At 70.0% G+C, this 17,850-nt stretch carries 14 protein-coding genes and 1 pseudogene; 9 read left to right on the top strand and 6 right to left on the bottom strand.

What is annotated here, in order from left to right; genetic code table 11:
* Positions 1–21: 21 nt before the first annotated feature.
* Positions 22–336, bottom strand: coding sequence for a sensory rhodopsin transducer (locus AB0H88_RS35960; RefSeq protein ID WP_357652459.1), 315 nt, complete (start codon positions 334–336; stop codon positions 22–24).
* A gap of 164 nt (positions 337–500) precedes the next feature.
* Here AB0H88_RS35960 and AB0H88_RS35955 point away from each other — a divergent pair, with 164 nt between their 5' ends.
* On the top strand, positions 501–1,922 hold the full coding sequence (locus tag AB0H88_RS35955; RefSeq protein WP_357652457.1) for a hypothetical protein: 1,422 nt from the start codon (positions 501–503) through the stop codon (positions 1,920–1,922).
* Positions 1,923–1,925: 3 nt separating this feature from the next.
* On the opposite strand, the gene AB0H88_RS35950 is transcribed toward AB0H88_RS35955, so the two are convergent.
* Complete coding sequence (locus AB0H88_RS35950; protein WP_357652455.1) at positions 1,926–3,281, bottom strand: NB-ARC domain-containing protein; 1,356 nt, start codon at positions 3,279–3,281, stop codon at positions 1,926–1,928.
* A gap of 251 nt (positions 3,282–3,532) precedes the next feature.
* Here AB0H88_RS35950 and AB0H88_RS35945 point away from each other — a divergent pair, with 251 nt between their 5' ends.
* The 4 genes from AB0H88_RS35945 to AB0H88_RS35930 all read left to right on the top strand — a co-directional run bounded on the left by AB0H88_RS35945 (position 3,533) and on the right by AB0H88_RS35930 (position 11,098).
* Positions 3,533–7,120 carry a WD40 repeat domain-containing protein gene (locus AB0H88_RS35945; protein ID WP_357652453.1) on the top strand — a complete coding sequence of 1,196 codons (3,588 nt, stop codon included), beginning with the start codon at positions 3,533–3,535 and terminating at the stop codon, positions 7,118–7,120.
* A 56-nt stretch (positions 7,121–7,176) separates the two neighbouring features.
* The gene (locus AB0H88_RS35940; RefSeq protein ID WP_357652451.1) at positions 7,177–7,827 is read left to right on the top strand and encodes a hypothetical protein; all 651 of its coding nucleotides are present in this window, start codon (positions 7,177–7,179) and stop codon (positions 7,825–7,827) included.
* Complete coding sequence (locus AB0H88_RS35935; protein WP_357652449.1) at positions 7,827–10,427, top strand: NACHT domain-containing protein; 2,601 nt, start codon at positions 7,827–7,829, stop codon at positions 10,425–10,427. Before AB0H88_RS35940 ends, AB0H88_RS35935 begins: the two co-directional genes overlap by 1 nt.
* 203 nt (positions 10,428–10,630) lie before the next feature.
* Complete coding sequence (locus tag AB0H88_RS35930; protein WP_357652448.1) at positions 10,631–11,098, top strand: hypothetical protein; 468 nt, start codon at positions 10,631–10,633, stop codon at positions 11,096–11,098.
* Positions 11,099–11,103: 5 nt separating this feature from the next.
* Here AB0H88_RS35930 and AB0H88_RS35925 read toward each other — a convergent pair whose 3' ends face one another.
* Both AB0H88_RS35925 and AB0H88_RS35920 read right to left on the bottom strand, forming a co-directional pair.
* Entirely contained in the window at positions 11,104–12,489 is a 1,386-nt protein-coding gene (locus AB0H88_RS35925; protein WP_357652446.1) for a serine hydrolase domain-containing protein, read from the bottom strand.
* A gap of 6 nt (positions 12,490–12,495) precedes the next feature.
* A complete protein-coding gene (locus AB0H88_RS35920) occupies positions 12,496–12,744 on the bottom strand; it encodes a hypothetical protein (protein ID WP_357652444.1) in 249 nt (82 codons plus the stop codon).
* A gap of 147 nt (positions 12,745–12,891) precedes the next feature.
* On the opposite strand from AB0H88_RS35920, the pseudogene AB0H88_RS35915 reads away from it, so the two are divergent.
* The 3 genes and pseudogenes from AB0H88_RS35915 to AB0H88_RS35905 form a co-directional block, all read left to right on the top strand.
* A pseudogene (locus AB0H88_RS35915) lies at positions 12,892–13,203 on the top strand (helix-turn-helix domain-containing protein); the annotation flags it as partial.
* 84 nt (positions 13,204–13,287) lie between these two features.
* The gene (locus AB0H88_RS35910; protein WP_357652576.1) at positions 13,288–13,905 is read left to right on the top strand and encodes a MarR family transcriptional regulator; all 618 of its coding nucleotides are present in this window, start codon (positions 13,288–13,290) and stop codon (positions 13,903–13,905) included.
* Between the two features lie 217 nt (positions 13,906–14,122).
* The gene (locus AB0H88_RS35905) at positions 14,123–14,533 is read left to right on the top strand and encodes a hypothetical protein (RefSeq protein ID WP_357652442.1); all 411 of its coding nucleotides are present in this window, start codon (positions 14,123–14,125) and stop codon (positions 14,531–14,533) included.
* A 58-nt stretch (positions 14,534–14,591) separates the two neighbouring features.
* On the opposite strand, the gene AB0H88_RS35900 is transcribed toward AB0H88_RS35905, so the two are convergent.
* On the bottom strand, positions 14,592–15,542 hold the full coding sequence (locus tag AB0H88_RS35900) for an RNA polymerase sigma-70 factor (RefSeq protein WP_357652440.1): 951 nt from the start codon (positions 15,540–15,542) through the stop codon (positions 14,592–14,594).
* 213 nt (positions 15,543–15,755) lie between these two features.
* Between AB0H88_RS35900 and AB0H88_RS35895 the strand changes: the two genes are divergently transcribed.
* On the top strand, positions 15,756–16,508 hold the full coding sequence (locus tag AB0H88_RS35895) for an SDR family oxidoreductase (RefSeq protein WP_357652438.1): 753 nt from the start codon (positions 15,756–15,758) through the stop codon (positions 16,506–16,508).
* Between the two features lie 35 nt (positions 16,509–16,543).
* On the opposite strand, the gene AB0H88_RS35890 is transcribed toward AB0H88_RS35895, so the two are convergent.
* Entirely contained in the window at positions 16,544–17,833 is a 1,290-nt protein-coding gene (locus tag AB0H88_RS35890; RefSeq protein ID WP_357652437.1) for an MmgE/PrpD family protein, read from the bottom strand.
* Positions 17,834–17,850 lie beyond the last annotated feature (17 nt).

Below are 17,850 nucleotides of genomic sequence, written 5' to 3'. Positions count from 1 at the left end.
TCGATCATCGAGTGGGGAGTGTCAGGCTGCCGATCGGCGTACGTCGGGGTGCGCATGCGTGAGTTGCACGATCACCGGCATGTCCGAGACGACCACCACCGAGTAGGGGGTGCTGGGGGACAGGGCATCGGAAACCGCCAGGTCATCCAGGCACAGGTCGCTGGTGCGCTGCGCGGGCACCGTCGCGCGGTACGGGCCGAGCGGTTCCTCGCCCGTCGCGCAGAACGTGAGCTCGACGTGGGCGTTCTTGGGGCTGACGTTGAACAGGCAGAGCCGGTCGCCCTGGACGCACCCGTCGGTGATCGCCATCTTCCAGTTTCCCACCAATGTGCTCATACGCGACTCCCGTCCTTTCCTGCGACAGTCGTCCAGCTACCCCGACAAGAGCGGATATATCGGATTAAGGGCGGGGGACTGGCCGCAGGGGACACCAGCGGGGGTCCGCGACGGGAATCCGTGATCGTATTGTCGGGGATCACCAGCGGTGTGAAGATCGGGGAATGGCCCCTTCAAAAGCCGTTCTCTCCGCGCTCGCCGTCGCCACTTCCGCATTGCTGATCAGCGGAAACGCCCAGGCGGCAGCGGATGTGCCGTTACCCTCGGCGATCTTCCGCGCCACGCACAACAGCTACTCGGGCAACGTCAGCGGCGCCAAGAACTCGATCGCCTACCAACTCGACCACGGCATTCGCTTCCTCGAACTCGACATCCACGACAACGGTTACGCCACCTCGCACGACTACGCCATCGGCCACGACTCTCCCGGCAACCAGGTCGACCACATCGGAAACCCCGCCTCGAACCTCCTGCGCGACTGGCTCGGCGTGATCAACACCTGGTCCGCGCAGCACCCCACCGCCGCACCGATCGTCGTCGCGCTCGACATCAAAGACGACCTGACCGACAACACCTCCTACGCCGCCGGCAACCTGGCCGCGCTCAACCAGGAGCTCACCTCCGTCTTCGGCTCGCGGCTGTTCTGGGCCAAGGACTACCCGGCGAGCCCGCCGTCGGTGGACGCGCTGCGCGGCCGGGTGCTCCCCGTGATCTCCGGCGACGGTACGACCCGCGCCCAGTACAAGCGCGACGTCGGCTACCACCCGGCCGTCGCGATCAACGGCCGCGGCCAGGTCGTCGAGGTGCACGACTCGGGCGCGGGCGCGCTCTGGTACTGGAGCGGCACGTACGGCGCCGACGGTCGCGTGACCTGGCTACGCCACGGCAGGTACGACAGCGGCGTCACACCGTCCGTCGCGCTGAACGACAACGGCGACCTGGTCGAGGTCCACCAGTCCCAGACCGCGACCACCCTGTGGTACCGCGTCGGCCGCCTCGGCGCCGACGGCGAGATCACCTGGTCGGCCAGCCACCAGTACGACAACGGCGTCCTGCCGACGGTCAGGTTCACCGACGCGGCGGGCACCCAGCTACGCGAGATCCATCGCAGCCAGAGCAACAGCCAGAACTGGGACTGGGACGGCGTGCTCAACGCCTCCGCGGCGACGGTCTCCTGGAGCGGCAACGCCAAGACCTCCGACGCCCGCTACGACGCGACCACCTCGACCAGCGGCTCGTCGCGCGTGCACGTGTGGACCGGCGCCGACGGCCCGACCCCGGCGCAGACCCTGCGCTTGGACACCGACAGGGTCGCCGGCGAGCGCATCCGCTACCAGCAGACCGCCTTCGACGAGTTCCAGAAGGGCGACAGCGCGGAGCTCCAGCAGGGGGCGCTGTTCTACGCGGCGTCCGCCGGCGAGTCCTCGTTCATCACCGCGGCACGGCAGGCGGGACGGCTCGTGCGCGGCTGGGACTTCGACTCCAAAGAGGACGCCACCGACCCGCTGGCCAACTATCCGGCGTCCAACCACCCGTACGACACCTGGTACACGGACCTCCTCACCCGCTCCGGTGCCGTCGAGTAATCGTCAAGCGGAATTCGCCCGCGCGGCCTCGCACCGCGTTCGGTGAAGCAGGGCCGAGACGTGGTCGCGCACCAGATCATGGAAGCGGTACCGGCAGGGTGCGGGCTCTTGCAGGAGGTGGACGTCCAGCAACTGGTCGAGCTGCCGCCTCGCCCGCACCACTGTCGTGTGCTGCACGGCCGCGGCCTCGTCGACGCCGAACTCGGTGCCGGCCTGCGACCCCAGCAGCCGGTACACGCGTCGCTGGTCCTCGGAGAGCCGCTGATAGGACAGATCCAGGGCGGCGGTGACGCTGTGCCGCCCGGTGGTCAGCTCGGACAGCCGATCATCGTTCAACCGGTCGAGCAGATGCCGCACGCCCCAGGTCGGATGCGCCTGAAGCCGGACGGCGGCGATGCGGATGGCGAGCGGGAGCTGTCCACACCGCTCCACGGTCTCCGTCAGCACACCCGCCGGCGCGTCCACGACCTGCTCCCGCCCGGCCGTACGGGTGAACAGGGCGACGGCCTCCTCCACCGGCAGGACGTCCAGCGACAAGGTTCGTGTGCCGTCCAGGCCGATCAGCCGGCGGCGGCTGGTGACGATCAGCAGGCAGCCCGGTCCGGCGGGCAGCAGCGGGCGGACCTGGTCCTCGTCGGCGGCATTGTCCAGCACGATCAGGACTTCGCGGTCGGCCACGACACTGCGATACAGCGCCGCGCGGTCATTGATATGCCCGGGAACACGCTCATCAGGGACGCCGAGTGCGCGGAGCATGCGGGCGAGCACGTCACGCGGATCGACGGGTGTGATTTCCCGGGTATGGCCGTGCAGGTTCACGAACAGCTGGCCATCGGGAAACCGAGAGCTGAGCAGGTGGGCGGCATGAACGGCCAGCGCCGTCTTTCCGACTCCGGCCATACCGTCAATGGCGACGACCGTCGCCGTGTTCGCATTCTGGTAATCCGACAAAGCCGTCAGTTCACGCTTTCGGCCAACAAACGCCGCCACATCTGCCGGTAGCTGTCGGGGAACGATCACCGCTGTCGGCGCTGGACCGGTCTCTTCCGGATCAACGCGTTCAAGGGAAGCCGCCGGACCGCGAGCGACGGCGGCCAGTATCGCGCGCTCCTCGCCGTCCAGCTCCAACGCCTCCGCCAGCAGCAGGATCGACGTGATGCGAGGCCGCTGCAGCACGTCGTGCTCCAGCCGGCGGACGGTCCGAACGTTGAGGCCGGTGCGTTGGGCCAGTTGCTCCTGAGTCAGCAGCGCACGCCCCCGCCATCCGCGCAGCAGCGCACCCAAAGACAACGCGGCCTCGGGACACCGTATGACTTCCGTCGGTAGGGAAGTGGTCAACCGAACGCGGTCACCGTTCATTGATTTGTGCTCCTATCCAGGGAGCCGCCCCGTTTTTTATCGCCGCCCCTGGCCGGCGAGATCCCCACGTACATCGAAAGCGCTTTCCCGCTGTTCACGCCACCGTTGGACGAAAGCGAACGGAATCAGACGACCTTGAGACGGACGAGACGATCGCGACCTGCGGTTATCTCTCGGACTCGGCGCGACCGATGCCTTCGCGGTTTCACGGCAATTGATGAGCCTCGCCGCAATTAGCCAGAATGAAGGCCATGAGTGACGGGGACGAGGGCGGCAACCGCCAAGCCCAGGTGCTGTCGCCGTCCGACGACGGGGGCGAGGTGTGCCCCTACCAAGGACTTGTGCCGTTCGAGAGGGAGAAGACCGAGTTCTTCTTCGGCCGCGCCCGGGCGACCCACAGCCTCGTCGACCGCCTGGGCGCGCGCCTGGCCGGGCACGGGACCGTCCTGCTGGTCTCGGGTGCCTCGGGTGTGGGCAAGTCGTCGCTGTTGCGGGCGGGGCTGCTGCCGGCACTGGCTCAGGAGATGCTGCCGGTCGCCGGCTCGCGGCATTGGCCGCGCCTGCTCATCACGCCGACCTCGACGCCGCTGCGGGCACTCGCCGAAGAGTGGGCGAAGGCGTTCGGCGAGTACGTCGAAACGGTGTACGAGCGGCTGCGCGACGATCCGGGCGGGATGGCGCCCGGGGTTCTTCCGCCGGACGGCCGTCTCATCCTGGTGGTCGATCAGTTCGAGGAACTGTTCACTCTGGTGAGCGACGAGCAGGAGCGCCAGGCGTTCGTCGGGGCGCTGCACGCCCTGGCAGAAGGCCCGCGGGGCGCCGGAGTGATCGTCGGGGTACGCGCGGACTACTGGGACCGCTGTGCGGCCTATCCGCAGTTGGCCGAGGCCATCCAGGACGGCCAGGTCATCGTCGAGCCGATGTCGGAGTCGGACCTCCGGCTGGCCATCACCGGCCCCGCGGCCGCGGTGGGCCTGGAGATCGAGCCCGGTCTGGTGGAGATCATCCTGGGCGAGTTACGCCTCGACCAGGCCGCCGGGGATGGCTACGAGGCCGGTGCCCTGCCCCTGCTTTCGCAGGCTCTGCGCAACACCTGGGAGAGACGTGAGCACGGCCGGCTGACCGTCCGGGGGTACGAGGAGTCCGGCCGGGTCCGCGACTCCGTGCGGCGTACGGCCGACGAGATCCTCGACCGGCTGTCGGCGGAGGACCGCAAGACCGCGCTCAGAGTCTTCCGGCGCATGACATTGATCACCGCGGGCGGCCGGGTGGCCCGGCGCAGGGCGACGCTGACCGAGATCCACGCCGCCGCGTCGGCGCTATCGGCGGATCGGCGCGGCCAGGTGGCGGCGCTGCTGTCCGCGTTCGCCGACCAGCGCCTGCTCACGCTGCACGAGGACGCCGTCGAGATCGCCCATGACGCGCTGCTGATCGCCTGGCCGACCCTGTGCCGATGGCTCGAACCCGACTTCACCGCACAGACGGTGTACGGCAGCCTCATCGACGACGCCGCCCAATGGGCCGAGCACCACCGCGACCCCGCCTTCCTCTACCGGGGCGCCCGGCTGCTGGCGGTTCAGGACAGCCGGCACCGCTGGGACCGCGACCCGGACAGCTTTCCGCCACCCGGCCCGACCGCCGAGAGCTTCGTCGCGGCATCGACGGGGGCGGCACGACGGACCGGCCGACGCCGGAGGCTGGTCATGGCCGGTCTCGCGGCTCTGTCGGTCCTCGCTCTCCTCGCGGCCGGCGCCGCCGTCAACGCCGCGAACGAGGCCGATCGGCAACGCGGCGTCGCGCTCTCCCGCCAGATAGCGGCGCAGAGCGAGATCACCGGCGACGTCCCCCTGTCCTCGCTGCTGGCCGTGGCGGCGTGGCGGATCGCCGATACCGACGAGGCCCGCAACCGGGTGCTGGTCGCGGCGACGCGTACCGGCCGGGGGACTCTCACCGGGCACACGAGAGGCGTCACGGACCTGGCGTTCAGCCCCGACGGTTCGTTCGTCGTGACAGGAAGCGACGACGGCACCGCGCGGTTCTGGGACATCGCGACGCGGCGGCAGCTCGGCGCCCCGATCACCCGTCCGAAGTACGAGTGCTCAGAGGTCAAGCTGGCCCTGAGTTCCGATGGCCGTACGCTGGCCACGGCGTGTCTCGGCACCGTCCGGTTCTACGACGTGGCCACCCATCGCGACCTGGGCGCCCCGCTGGAGCAGGATGCGGTCGTGTCAGCGCTGGCGTACAACCCGGACGGGAAGACCCTCGTGACCGGAGACTACAGAGGCATGGTCCGGCAGTGGGACACGACCACACACCGTCTGCACGGCACTCCCATGGGCCACCCCGACTACGGACGGCAGCTCTCGTCCATCATCAACGCGGTGGCGTTCAGCCCGGACGGAAAGACCCTGGCCGCCGCGAGCAAGAAGGCCGCCCAGCTCTGGGACACCGCCACGTCCCGCCGGCTCGGCGCCCCGCTCGCCAGGCACGCCCAGGACGTCACCGGTGTCGCCTTCAGCCCGGACGGTGTCACCCTCGCGACCGTGAGCTGGGACCACACCGCCCGGCTGTGGAGCGTGGCCACACGGAAGCAGACGGGTGTGCTCGTGGACCGCCGTGCCGGTTTCAACGCGATCGCTTTCAGCCCGGACGGCACCCGGCTCGCCACCGCCGGAACCAGCGGTCACACCGTCCTGTGGGACACGGCCGGCCGGCAACAGCTGACCGCGCTCGCCGACAACATCAGCGGTGTCGAGCGCGTGGCGTTCAGCCCGGACGGGAAGCTGCTCGCCGCCGCCGGCGACGACGGCGTGACAAGGCTGGCCGACCCCCAGATCCACCTGCAGGTCGGGACCTCGATGCCCGCACAGGCCGCCGTCGCGCTGAGCCAGGACGGTGGGATCCTGGCCACCGGCGTGGCCGACCAGATGGACCCCGCGATCCAGCTGTGGGACGTGGCCACCCAGCATCGCCTCGGCTCGCCGCTGCGTCCCCAGGGCGCGCGCCGTTCCGTGTCCATGGTCGAATTCACCCCCGACGGGCGGACGCTCCTGACCTCCAGCTCGGACGGCCTGCGGCTCTGGGACGTCGCGAGCCGCCGCGAGATCGCCCATGAGACGACGCTCAAGGGCATGGCCACGCTCAGCCCCGACGGCAGGTTCGTCGCCGTCGAGCAGGACGAGGCCATCGCGTTCTGGGACGTCGCGAGCCGCCGGGAGACCGGGCCGCGCATCAGCGTCCCCGGGCACACCGACCTCCTCACGGCGATGGCGATCAGTCCAGACGGCTCGACACTGGCGAGCACGGGCTATGACCACCAGGTGCGGCTGTTCGACGTGGCCGCCCGCCGCCAGATCGAGGGCTCGCCGCCCGCGGCCAACGACGGGTTCGTCAACGACCTGGCGTTCAGCCCCGACGGGAAGACGCTGGCACTCACGGCCGCCGACTCCAGCGTCCGGTTCTGGGACGTGGCGCGTCGCCGCCCGCTCGGCATCGCCCTGATCGCCGAGGACGGCGCGATCAACACCTTCGCCTTCAGCCCGGACGGACAGGTCCTGGCCACCGGCTCCGGCCACGCGGTGCGGCTGTGGGACGTGCGCAGCCACCGGCAGCTCAGCACCCCGTTGGTCGGCCACACCCGCGGCGTGACCGCGATCGCCTACAGCCGGGACGGAACGGCCGTCGCCACGGTGGCCGGTGACGGGACCGCGCGGCTGTGGAACGTCCGCCTGCCCGCCGACCCGGTGGCCGCGGCGTGCGCCAACGCGGGCCGCACCCTCACCCGCGACGAATGGGAGAGCTACGTGCGGGGGGAGGCGTACCGGCAGACGTGTCCATGACCCAGGGAATCTCACTGGAGTCCACCACCGGAATCCACGATGGAGAGAGAGCGAGCATGTTCCTGCGAGGTTTCCGGCGACGGACGGGCAGGCCCGTCCCGGAACTGGCCGCGCTGTTCCGCTCGATCGTCGCGGAAGGCCGGGAGATCCACCCGATGGCGTCCGACTTCCTGGAGCACTTCATGGACGGCGCCGGTGCCTCCAGGACGATGTCACTGCGCTGGCTGCGCTCGTTCAAGGTGATCAAGAAGGCCGAGCAGAAGAACCAGGGCCGGTTCGAGCGGCAGCTCGTACGAGAGGCGAAAGGGTTGCGCGACGGCGCCTCGTCCTGGCTGCACGATTACTGGGACGCCCGGATCAACGCCTTCATCGGCACGGAGCTCTTCTACGTCAGCCGCATGAGCCTGCTGCGCTCGCAGGGCTCGTTCGTGCTGACCCGGGCCGGGCTGGAGGTACGGATGTCGGGCACGGTCCGCCACCACTGGTTCGATCCCTATGACTGGGACCGCGGCCGATGGGTCTACATCCCCCGGCACGGGTTCGTGCCCATCGCGGTCGGCCGGGAGCTGGTGGACTCCGATGAGGCGCGCGACTTTCTGATGGAGTCACGTCATGTCCAGACGCTGGCGGGCACCTACCTGGACGGCCGATGGCCCCGGCGCGGCAGGACGAGGTTCGAGTGGTCGCTGGTGAGGACGAAGCACTGATGGCCACCGACCACCCCCGTCCACCCGATCCCACCGAGGCCGGCAGCGAGGCGGACTTCGTACGGTCGCTGGTCCGGCTCAAAAGGTGGGCGGGCGAGCCGTCATTGAGCAGGCTGCGGTCTCTCGGCGGCCAGACGGTGACCTCAGACGGAGCCACGATCGACGCGTTGCCGAAAAGCACGACCTCGTATGTTCTCCGACAGACCGACCGGCTGCCGCGGTGGGACTTCGTCAAGGCGTTCGTCACCGCCTGCTTCCGTTACCGCGACTATCCGGCCGAGCTGATCCCCGGCGAGCTCGAACGCTGGCGGGTGGCCAGGACCGCCTTGGCCGGGCCGGTCCCTCGCACACCGTCCGCCTCGGAGGCGAGGGCGGCGGAGGTGTCCGCGGCGGTCGCGGCGGAGGCGATGGCGGCGGAGGCGGTCGCGGCGGTCGCGATGGGCGGCGTGGTCGGGATCGCCGCGACCGAAGCGCAGACCACCGGTCGCCCCGGGCGCGACCCCGCCGCCGAGCTTCTGGCGCGGCGAGTGGCGCGGGAGGAGGACAGGGCACGAAAGGGGCTGCTCGGCGGCTACACCATCGCGCCGGTCTCCTTCGGACCGTACGAGGACCCGATCCGCCTGGAGGACGGCGGCGACGAGATGAAGGACGGCCCGCAGTCGATCGGCCGCTTCTTCAGCGGCCTGCACCCGCGGCGCCTGCTGATCGTGGGCGAATCGGGAGCGGGCAAGACGGTGCTCGCCATAGAGCTGGTTCTTCAGCTGCTGGAGCCCTTCCTGACCGGCGGCGAACAGCCCGGTCACCCACAGATGGTCCCGGTACGCCTGGACGCCGCCCGATGGACCATGGGCAGTCCGTTCGAACCATGGCTGGCCGAACAGCTGGTACGGGACTTCGGTCTCGCGGCCAAGGACGCGGAACGGCTGGTACGGGACCGCCAGGTGCTGCCGGTGCTGGACGGGCTCGACGAGCTGGACCCCGAGCCGTCCATGGGGCCGCCCCGCCGGGCGATCGGCCTGCTGACCGAGCTCAACCGCTACAGCGACCTTTCCGGCCGGCGACCGGGGGCGGTCGTCGTGACCTGCCGAGCCACCCGCCACACCGAGCTGACCCTGGTCCGCGCCGGGCTCGACAACGCCGCCCGGATCCATCTGTACGACCTGACCATCGAGCAGATCAACGCGTACCTGCGCACCCGCTGGCCGGACGGCCATCCCTGTGACATCCACCGCGACGGACTGCACGCCGCGCTGTCCGGACCAGCCGGGACGGCCGTGCACGCCGCCCTGGCCACGCCGTGGCGCCTGTTGCTGACTGTGACCGCGGTGGAGTCCGGCGCCGACCCGGACGACCTGCTCCGCGTCGACCAGGACCCGGACTCCCGGGCGGCGGCGGCGCGGATCGCCCGCAGGCTGCTCGGCGCGTACGTCCCGGCGGCGACCGCGCTGGCCCCACGCGCCGCCCACGGCACTCCGTACCGTCCTGAACAGGTGCGGTCCTGGCTGGAGAACCTGGCCGCCCACCTGCGGTGGCAGGCCGCCCGCACCACCGAGACGGATCGGCCGCCACCCGGTCTGACGCCGATCGACATCGTTCCGCACCTGCTGTGGCCGATCGGTGGCCAGCGTCGGGTACGGGCGGTGCACTGCTTGTGCTGTTTGATCTTCGCCGTCGTCGCCATGCTGGCGTTCTGGGCGGGGTCGGCGGTCGAGCGTTCCGGCGACCCGCGCGACTGGCTCGGAGAGGGGCTCACTCTGTCGCTCATGGCGGGCTGGGTGGTCATCGCCACCGGCCTGTCGATGTCGCAGTGGCCGACCGCCGCCGGTGGGCGGGCCAACGTCCCGCGTCGGCGACGCGTCATCGGCGGTCTGTTCGGCGCCCTGGCGGGCGGCCCGGTCGGCGCGCTCTGCGGCCTGACCGGGCTCGTGCTGACCGAAGGCAGGGTCTTCGGTCCCGGCTTCGCCATCGCCGCGGGGGCGGCCGGGGGCGCGGTGTTCGGCGCGGTCATCGGATTGACCGCCGCCGCACGGCAGGGCGAGCGCATGACCATATCCGAGGCGGTCCGCGCTGAGCCGGTCACTCTGCTGGGCTTCGGACTGTGCGGCGCTCTGACCGGCCTGCCGCCGCTGCGCCTGGCCGGCGCCGGCCCGGTGGCACTGAGCGCGGAGATCATCGGTGCCTTCGTTCTGGCCTTCGCGCTCGGAGTCCTCTTCAAGATCACCACGGGCGGCTGGAGCGAGGACGCGGAGCTGGCCCACCCGCGAGAGGCCCTCCACCGCAACCCGATGATCGGAGTGGCCTTCGGTCTCACCGGTGGCGTCGCGGCGTTCCTGGTGTTCGTCATGAACCAGGGCGTCGTCCAGTCGCTGGCCTGCGCGCTCATCGGTGGGGTGACCTTCGGCCTCGCCTTCGGCGCGGTCGCCTGGTCCCGCACCATGATCGGGTTGATCATGGCGGCCGCGCGCGGGGTGCTTCCGTTGCGGCTGTGGACCTTTCTCGACTGGGCCTGCGAGGCACGGCTGCTGCGCGTCAGCGGCGCCACCTACCAGTTCCGGCACCGCGAACTCCAAGACTTCCTGACCCCGCCCGAGAGCGAGTGACCCGTCCGCGACCGACCGACCCCGTCCGCGACCGACCGACCCGTCCGAGATCGACCGACCCGTCCGAGATCGACCGACCCCGTCCGGGGCCGACTGACCCGACAGAGAGCGACTCACCCGTCCGCGACCGGCGCGACGTAGAGTCCAGATCAGCAGCCACTTCACGGCCGACCGCGTCGGTCCTGGCGGAGATGGGAGCCTTCATGACCGTCACTCCGGCGCAGCTGCGCGCCCTCGCGAGTCGCGCCGAGGCGCTCACCGCGGAGGTGCGCGCGCTCTGCGGCACCGCCTTGAACGGATCGCCCGAACGCGAGCACCTCGCTGGGGCGTGGCAGGCCGCGGACTGGCTGGCCCGGGGCGCCGAGGATCTCCAGCAGGCGGCCGCGGACCTGGCCCGGCTCCAGGACCAGCCGTGCGGCCTGCCGTGGGGAGTCTGCCCCGAGCACGGCAACACCCTGTCCGCCAGCGGCGGTGTCTCCACGTGCCGGGTGTGCCGTCGGGCCTGGACGGGCGACCTGCTCGGCCAGCCGTGTCGGGAGCCGGTGATGTGGAAGGTGATCGACCGGGCCGGGACGGAGACGCGGATGTGCGACGGGCACGTTCTCGGCGCGCGCGCCGCCGCCGCGGGCGCCACCTTCATCCGCCTCGACCAAGCGGGCGCGCAGATGTGACGTCGCTATTGCCGGGCTCGTGGATTCACCCGGCAATTGGTGTGGAGATACTGGGCGGCTCCCTTCTTGAAGTCGTAGATCGCGACTGTCTGGGTGTCTTCGAGGGGATCGGTGGAAGGCATCAAGAAGTGCGTGTCACTTACCGGGAGCAGCTCGTAGGTGATGCGTTCTGGTTTGCCGAGGAAGCTCGCGTGCATGGGGTTGAGGGCGAAGGTGAGCGAGAGCTTTCCGTCTTCGGCCGCCACCTCGTAGTAGGTGCCGAGCCGCCCGTACGTGCCCTCGTACCTGGACAGGTCGAGGTTCAGGGAGGGATCGGGTTTCGGCAGGTCCGGGATCGTGACCGCGCCGAGCTCGGCCAGGATGACGTTGAACACCTTCTTGTAGAAGCCGTCTCGCGGTCCCGCGTTCGCCAGCATCAAGACGGCGAGATTCGAGTCCGGGAGAATCCGCAGCCGGGCGTTCTGGCCGACGGTGCTGCCGTCGCTGGCGTAGACGGTCTCGCCGTGCCAGTCGCACACGATGAGCCCGAGGGCCCACTCCGGGCCGTACATGTACGGGTCGGGAATGGGGACGCGAGATTCCATCATCTCGCGGATGATCTCGGGTGCGGCGATGCGGGTGCCGTTCGGCGCCTTTCCGTCGTTGAGGAAGACGTGCGCCATCGTGAGCACTTCCCGAGCCGTCGAGTTCACGTTGCCGCCGGGTCCGAAGGAACGCGGCAGACGATCTACTGGTGAAACGATGGGTCCCTCGTCAACGGACCGGATTATGTGGCCCGTCGCGGCCCGGCTCGAGTCCACGTGCTCGTGCCGGCTGGTCGTGGAGGTCAATCCCAGGGGGTCGAAGAGACGATCCCGCATGATGGCGTCCCACGTTTTCCCGTCGATCACTTCCATGATGCGGGCGAGGATCGCGTAACCCAGGGCGGCACTGTAGCCATGGGTATATCCGAGGGGATGAACCTGGGGCGCGTCGGCGATGTTCGCGACCATGCGCTCATATACGTCGTCGTCTTCGCCGGGGTCGCCGTAGTTCTCCTCGATGCCGTTCGTGTGGTTCAGGAGATGGCGGGGCGTGACTTCGGCGCTCACCTCCGGGTCGGCGACGCGGAAATCGCGAAGGTACGTCCGCACCGGCTCGTCCAGGCCGACCTTTCCCTCATCGACGAGCTGCATGAAGGCGAGGGCGGTCCATGTCTTGGAGAGGGAGCCGCACTGGTAAATGGTGTCGGTCGTCGCGGGTTCCCGCGTTGACACCTCCTTGACGCCCAGGGCGAAGTCGGTGATCTCCCCGTCCTGGAGGATGCCGATCGCGGCGCTCGGGACCTGGTACTCGGCGAGGAGCTCGGCCGTACGAGCCTTGATCCGCGTTATGTCCAGCGCTTTCGTCATGGGGGGCTACTTCGGGAGGCCGACCGCGTTGGCGGCGTCGGCCTCGAAGTAGTCGGTGGTGGCGAAGGGGCCGGCGTACTCCTCGAAGAAGCCCTTAACGCCGTCGACCGAGTCGTGCACGATGACGTTCACCGCCTTGGTCCCGTCGGTGCTCGACACCGCCAGGGTCCACTTCGCGCCTTTGGGCAGTTTGCCGTGCGCCTTCTTCAGTGAGCTCCAGAACCTGTCCGCGTCAGAGATCGTGGAAACCGCCATCACATGCATCCTCGTGTCCTCTCCTCGAATGTTTCCGAATGAGCAAAGGCTACGTTGCATTTGATTTTGTAGCAACGATATATAAAGGCCAAAGCGTGGCTGAGCTGCCGATTCATTCGAGAATCGTTGCAACAGCCTTGTGGGGAAATGCAATATCGACCCAGCTCGTCGTTGCAATGTCCTGTCGATGAACGCACACTGGACACCTGCGGACCGTTCACGACAGGAGAGGCGCCGATGCCCGGAGGCAGGCTGACCCATCAGGACCGCCGGCGGATCGCGACCTGGCTGTCCGAAGGGCTGGGTTACGCCGAGATCGCCAGGCGGCTCGGCAGGCCGACCTCCACGATCAGCCGCGAGGTGGCGCGCAACGGCACGTCCGGCGACTACCTGCCGGATCGCGCCCAGCAGGTCGCCGCACGACGCGCCCGCCGGGCCAGGCCGGCCCAGGCGGCGGAGCCGCCCGAGGGGCTGCCGACCGAGGCGGCGCGCGGGTTCGTGGACCAGTTCGCGGCCTTGCTGGCCGCGACCGGTGTGCCGCGGATGGCCGCCCGGGTGTTCGTCTGCCTGCTCACCTCCGACAGCGGGAGCCTGACGGCCGCCGAGCTCGTACGCCTGCTCCAGGTGAGCCCGGCGTCGGTGTCCAAGGCCATCGGTTTCCTGGAGGCCATGGACCTGGTCGGGCGCGAACCGGATCCCGGCGGGCGCCGCGAGCGCTACGTGATCGACGACGACACCTGGCTCCGGGCGTGGCGGACCGACACCGGCGCGCACGCCGAAATCGCGCGGACCGCGCAGCGCGGAGTCACCCTCTTCGGCGCCGACTCGCCCGCCGGGGTCCGGCTGGGCCAGATGGGGCGGTTCTTCGACTGGCTCAGTGGCGAGATGAGCGGCAGCGGCCTGACCGACACCGTCATGCGCGACGCGCTGACGGTGCTCGCCGCGCTGGTGTACGCCGCTCGGCCGCTCACCGCGGACGAACTGGTCAGGGCGTTGGGACTGCCCATGGAGCGGGTCACCGACGCCCTGGCCGCGATCGAAGAGCACCCGTCCGTCGCCGACCCGCTCGCGCTGCTGCGCACCGAGCCCGGCACGTACGCCTTCACCACCAGATCGGACCGCCTGAGCCCGGCGCAACGCGGAGCGCTCGCGCCCGGCTGAGCAGGTCCGTCATGCCGCCCGGCGGCGCTGGACCAGCGGCGGTGAAGGGGCCACATCCTCATTGTCGGCCAGGAGATCATCTTTACCGTGTCGCCACATCACTCTCCGTGTCGGAAAACTACAGTGAGTGTTGGCTCTGGACCGGAAGATCATCGTCCGGCCCGATGAGAGGCCTTGTGCCCGTTCAGTCAGTTCCTTGCTCGAAAAGAGAACCAGCATGCAGCGCATCAAGAAGACCGCTATGGCCGTTGCCGTGACCGTGACCTCCTGCGTCGGCGCGCTGGGCGCCTTCGCCGTCCCGGCGCTGGCCGATCTCGGCGGCGCCTCCGGCCCGGGGGTCCGCGCCGCTGCCATCGTCAACGCCAACGGCTCCGTCGTCCGCTCCAAGGGCGTCACCCAGGTCCGCAGGATCGCCGTCGGCCAGTACTGCATCCGGCTCGACGCCGACATCAACGCCGCCAACACCGTCCCGGTCGCCACCACCCAGTGGACGGGCTCGCCCTGGGACTCCAGCATCTTCGTCCGTCCCGACGGCACCATCGTCTGCGGGGACTACCGCGACATCTTCGTCGGCACCGGTAGCGCCGCCGGCGCCCGCGACACCGGCTTCCACGTGATCATCCCCTGACCGAAACGTCCTTGAGCGGCCGACCGGTTCGCCGCCTGGGCGAACCGGTCCCCGTGGCTTACGGCGCGGCGGACACAGCGGTGATCTTGGCCGGGTTCATCATCCACAGAACCTGGTCGATGCCCTGCTCCGAGGCGTTGACCGTGAGAACCGCGAACACCTCTCCGTCGCGGCTCAGCAGCGCGGCGCTCTGCCCGTTCGTACTCGCGTACGCCACGTCGACCCCGGCCCAGAAGTGACTCGCGAACGCCCTGAGGTACTTCGCCACCCGAGACGCCCCCACCACGGGAAAGCGGGAGGCGCGCACGGCGCCGCCGCCGTCGGAGTAGCTGGTCACGTCCAGCGCGAAAAGCTCTTCCAGCGCCGCCAGGTCGCCGACGCGGGCGGCGGCGACGAAGGCCGTCAGCAGCCTGCGTTGTTCGGCCTTGGCCACGGGCGTACGTCGCTCGACGAGCACATGCTTGCGCGCCCTGCTGACCAGTTGCCGTACGGCCGGCTCGTTGAGCTGGATGATGTCGGCGATCTGCCGATACGGATAGTCGAAGGCCTCCCGCAGCACGTACGCCGCCCGTTCGGTGGGCGTGAGCCGCTCCAGGAGCAGCAGCACCGCGAACTCCAGCGCCTCACCGCGCTCCGCGCCGAGGTGTGGATCCGCGCCGGTGTCGACGGGTTCGGGCAGCCACGGGCCGACGTAGGTCTCACGGCGGGCGCGCGCGGACTGAGCGACGTTGAGGGACAGCCGCGTGATCGTCGTCGCCAGGAACGCGGCCGGATTCTCCACCGTGGCGCGGTCATAGTTCTGCCAGCGCAGCCAGGCCTCCTGCACCAGATCCTCGGCTTCGCTGGCGCTCCCCAGCATCCGGTACGCGATCCCGAACAGGCGAGGCCGCACGCCGGCGAAGTCCATCGCGGCCTGCTCGAGATCCTGCGGACCGTCCGATTCGGTACCCGCCACTCCCATCGCCCCCGCTGAAACCCCTCGCACCGGGATGGCCCACGGTGTTTCCACCGACCGTACCCTCCGATCCACCTACCCTGAGGACTCACCCCACGCACAGCAGACTTCGAGTCTTTTGCCAGGTGGCGTGCACAAGAAGAGACAGCAGGGGGAAGGAGGGCTCTTGGAAGGATTCGCCAGGGCTGTCACAGGCCGAGAGGCTGCCCTGTCTTAGCTGGCGGATCGGTCGGCACGTGGGTGCCCCGGCGGGCAGGAAGGCACATCATGAAGATCGTGGTAATTGGCGGGACCGGCCTGATCGGCTCGAAGCTCGTGACGAAGCTGAGAGAGCACGGTCACGAGGCGGTGGCGGCCTCGCCGAACACCGGCGTCAACACGCTCACCGGCGAAGGGCTGGACGAGGTGCTGACCGACGCGTCCGTGGTGGTCGACGTGTCGAACTCGCCGTCGTTCGAGCGGGCCGCGGTGATGGAGTTCTTCGAGACCTCCACCCGCAACCTGCTCGCCGCGGAGGCGGCGGCCGGGGTCGGCCACCACGTCGCGCTGTCAGTCGTGGGCACGGAGCGGATGCCGGAGAACGGCTACTTCCGGGCGAAGATCGCTCAGGAGCAGCTGATCGAGAAGTCGTCGATCCCCTTCTCGATCGTGCACGCAACTCAGTTCTTCGAGTTCGTCCGCGGCATCGCCGACGAGGCCACAGACGGCGACCAGGTGCGGATCGCGCCCGTGCTGTTCCAGCCCATGGCGGGCGAAGACGTCGCCGAGGCCATCGGCCGCGTCGCGGTGGGCTCGCCGCTGAACGGCCGGGTCGAGATCGCCGGGCCGGAGCAGTCGCGAATGGATGAGTTCTTCCGCGACGCCCTGGCCGCCTGGGGCGACCCGCGCGAGGTGGTCACGGACCCGCACGCGCACTACTTCGGAACCGAGCCGGGCGAGCGGACGCTGGTGCCCGCCGACGGCGCCAGCCTCGGCCGAATCCGCTACCGCGACTGGCTGAGCCAGAACGCGGCCGCCTAAGTAAAACGGACATCGGCGCGTGTATGGGGAAGTAATCACAGGCGCGAGAGAAGATCCCGCGCGTCCGGGTGGGTGTCGAGGGTCATGACCTGATCCACCAGGCGCTCCCGGCCCGGTGCGAGGCCGTGGAACTTGGCGAGCAGTCGCTCGTCGGACAGCGGATTGGTGGGGGAACCGAGCGGGTCGGTCACCCTGGCCCGCCGGACGGCGCCCGAGGTCGTGGTGACGGTCAGGGCCGGCTCGTCGATGCCGCCCATCTCCGGGTCCACCTCTAGGTCGATGAGGTTCATGAGCTCGGCGGCCCGAGGGTCGCTTCGCCGTTCGGGGGCGTAGGCGGCCAGGTCGGCATCGCCGTACAGGATTCTGGCGGCGATGCCGTACGGCAGGCTCAGCTGCGCCAGGGAGAGGGTGGTGACGTCGCGGCCGCCGCACATGCCGGCCACGAGCGGGCTCAGGCGCACGTTGATGCGGGTGATCTCGCCGGCGTGCAGGTCCAGGCCGCCGATCGCGTCGATGGCGGAGTGGGTGCTGCGGCAGGACGCGTACGGCTTGATGGAGCAGCGCGAGATCCGCCACGCCATGCCGAGGTCGCGGGTCAGCGCGCCGGGGTCGGCGTCGGCGCCCGCGTAAGTCCGCAGGAAGCCGCCCCATACGTCGTCGAAGATCCGGCCGGGGCCGCTCGTGCCGGACGCGGCCAGCAGCGCGGCGGTCAGGCCGCCTTCGGCGGCGCGGCCCGCGTGCAGCCGCTTGCTCGCCGCGCCGTCATGCACGAAGGCCCACAGGCCACCGGAGAAACTGGCCGCCAGCCCCAGCGCGTGGGCGGCCCGCGCGCTGTCCAACCCCAGCAGCCGCGCGCTCGCCGCCGCCGCGCCGAACGTGCCGCAGGTGCCCGTCGAGTGCCAGCCGGCCTGGTTGTGCGCGGCGTAGCCGCCACACGCCTCCAGCGTACGGCGAGCCACGTCATACCCCAGGACGACCGCCTCCAGCAGCTCGGCGCCGCTGACCGGGCGGTCGGCGAGGCTGAGGCAGGCCAGCGCGGCGGGCACCACCACGGCCCCCGAATGATCGCAGCCGCCGGTGTCGTCGAGCTCCAGCGCGTGCGCCGCGACGCCGTTGAGCAGTGCGGCCTCGCGCGGCGCCACGGTCAGCCCGGTCCCCCAGACGGGTGCGGGTCCGGGCCCGGCCAGGCCGGTCGCGGGGGTGGCGGCCCCGGCCAGGGCTGCGCCCAGCGTGTCGAGGAGGTGCCGCTTGGCTCGCTCGACCACGTCGGTTGGCAGCGGCGGGGGCTTGGCGACGAGGTCGGCGAGCGAGAGGAGTGGCTTCATGAGGGCAGCTCCGCGAC

Origin of the sequence: Nonomuraea sp. NPDC050680, assembly GCF_040654555.1 — a bacterium.
Lineage (GTDB): Bacteria > Actinomycetota > Actinomycetes > Streptosporangiales > Streptosporangiaceae > Nonomuraea.
Note: the sequence above shows the minus strand (reverse complement) of the source record. Positions and strands in the feature narration are given on the sequence as shown.

Excerpts from the sequence above, each read along its gene's own strand:
- AB0H88_RS35930 (WP_357652448.1), top strand. The coding sequence starts at position 10,631 with ATGACCGTCACTCCGGCGCAGCTGCGCGCCCTCGCGAGTCGCGCCGAG.
- AB0H88_RS35895 (WP_357652438.1), top strand. The coding sequence starts at position 15,756 with ATGAAGATCGTGGTAATTGGCGGGACCGGCCTGATCGGCTCGAAGCTC.
- AB0H88_RS35890 (WP_357652437.1), bottom strand. The coding sequence starts at position 17,833 with ATGAAGCCACTCCTCTCGCTCGCCGACCTCGTCGCCAAGCCCCCGCCG.
- AB0H88_RS35920 (WP_357652444.1), bottom strand. The coding sequence starts at position 12,744 with ATGGCGGTTTCCACGATCTCTGACGCGGACAGGTTCTGGAGCTCACTG.
- AB0H88_RS35905 (WP_357652442.1), top strand. The coding sequence starts at position 14,123 with ATGCAGCGCATCAAGAAGACCGCTATGGCCGTTGCCGTGACCGTGACC.
- AB0H88_RS35960 (WP_357652459.1), bottom strand. The coding sequence starts at position 336 with ATGAGCACATTGGTGGGAAACTGGAAGATGGCGATCACCGACGGGTGC.
- AB0H88_RS35955 (WP_357652457.1), top strand. The coding sequence starts at position 501 with ATGGCCCCTTCAAAAGCCGTTCTCTCCGCGCTCGCCGTCGCCACTTCC.
- AB0H88_RS35935 (WP_357652449.1), top strand. The coding sequence starts at position 7,827 with ATGGCCACCGACCACCCCCGTCCACCCGATCCCACCGAGGCCGGCAGC.
- AB0H88_RS35910 (WP_357652576.1), top strand. The coding sequence starts at position 13,288 with ATGGCCGCCCGGGTGTTCGTCTGCCTGCTCACCTCCGACAGCGGGAGC.
- AB0H88_RS35945 (WP_357652453.1), top strand. The coding sequence starts at position 3,533 with ATGAGTGACGGGGACGAGGGCGGCAACCGCCAAGCCCAGGTGCTGTCG.
- AB0H88_RS35925 (WP_357652446.1), bottom strand. The coding sequence starts at position 12,489 with ATGACGAAAGCGCTGGACATAACGCGGATCAAGGCTCGTACGGCCGAG.
- AB0H88_RS35940 (WP_357652451.1), top strand. The coding sequence starts at position 7,177 with ATGTTCCTGCGAGGTTTCCGGCGACGGACGGGCAGGCCCGTCCCGGAA.
- AB0H88_RS35950 (WP_357652455.1), bottom strand. The coding sequence starts at position 3,281 with ATGAACGGTGACCGCGTTCGGTTGACCACTTCCCTACCGACGGAAGTC.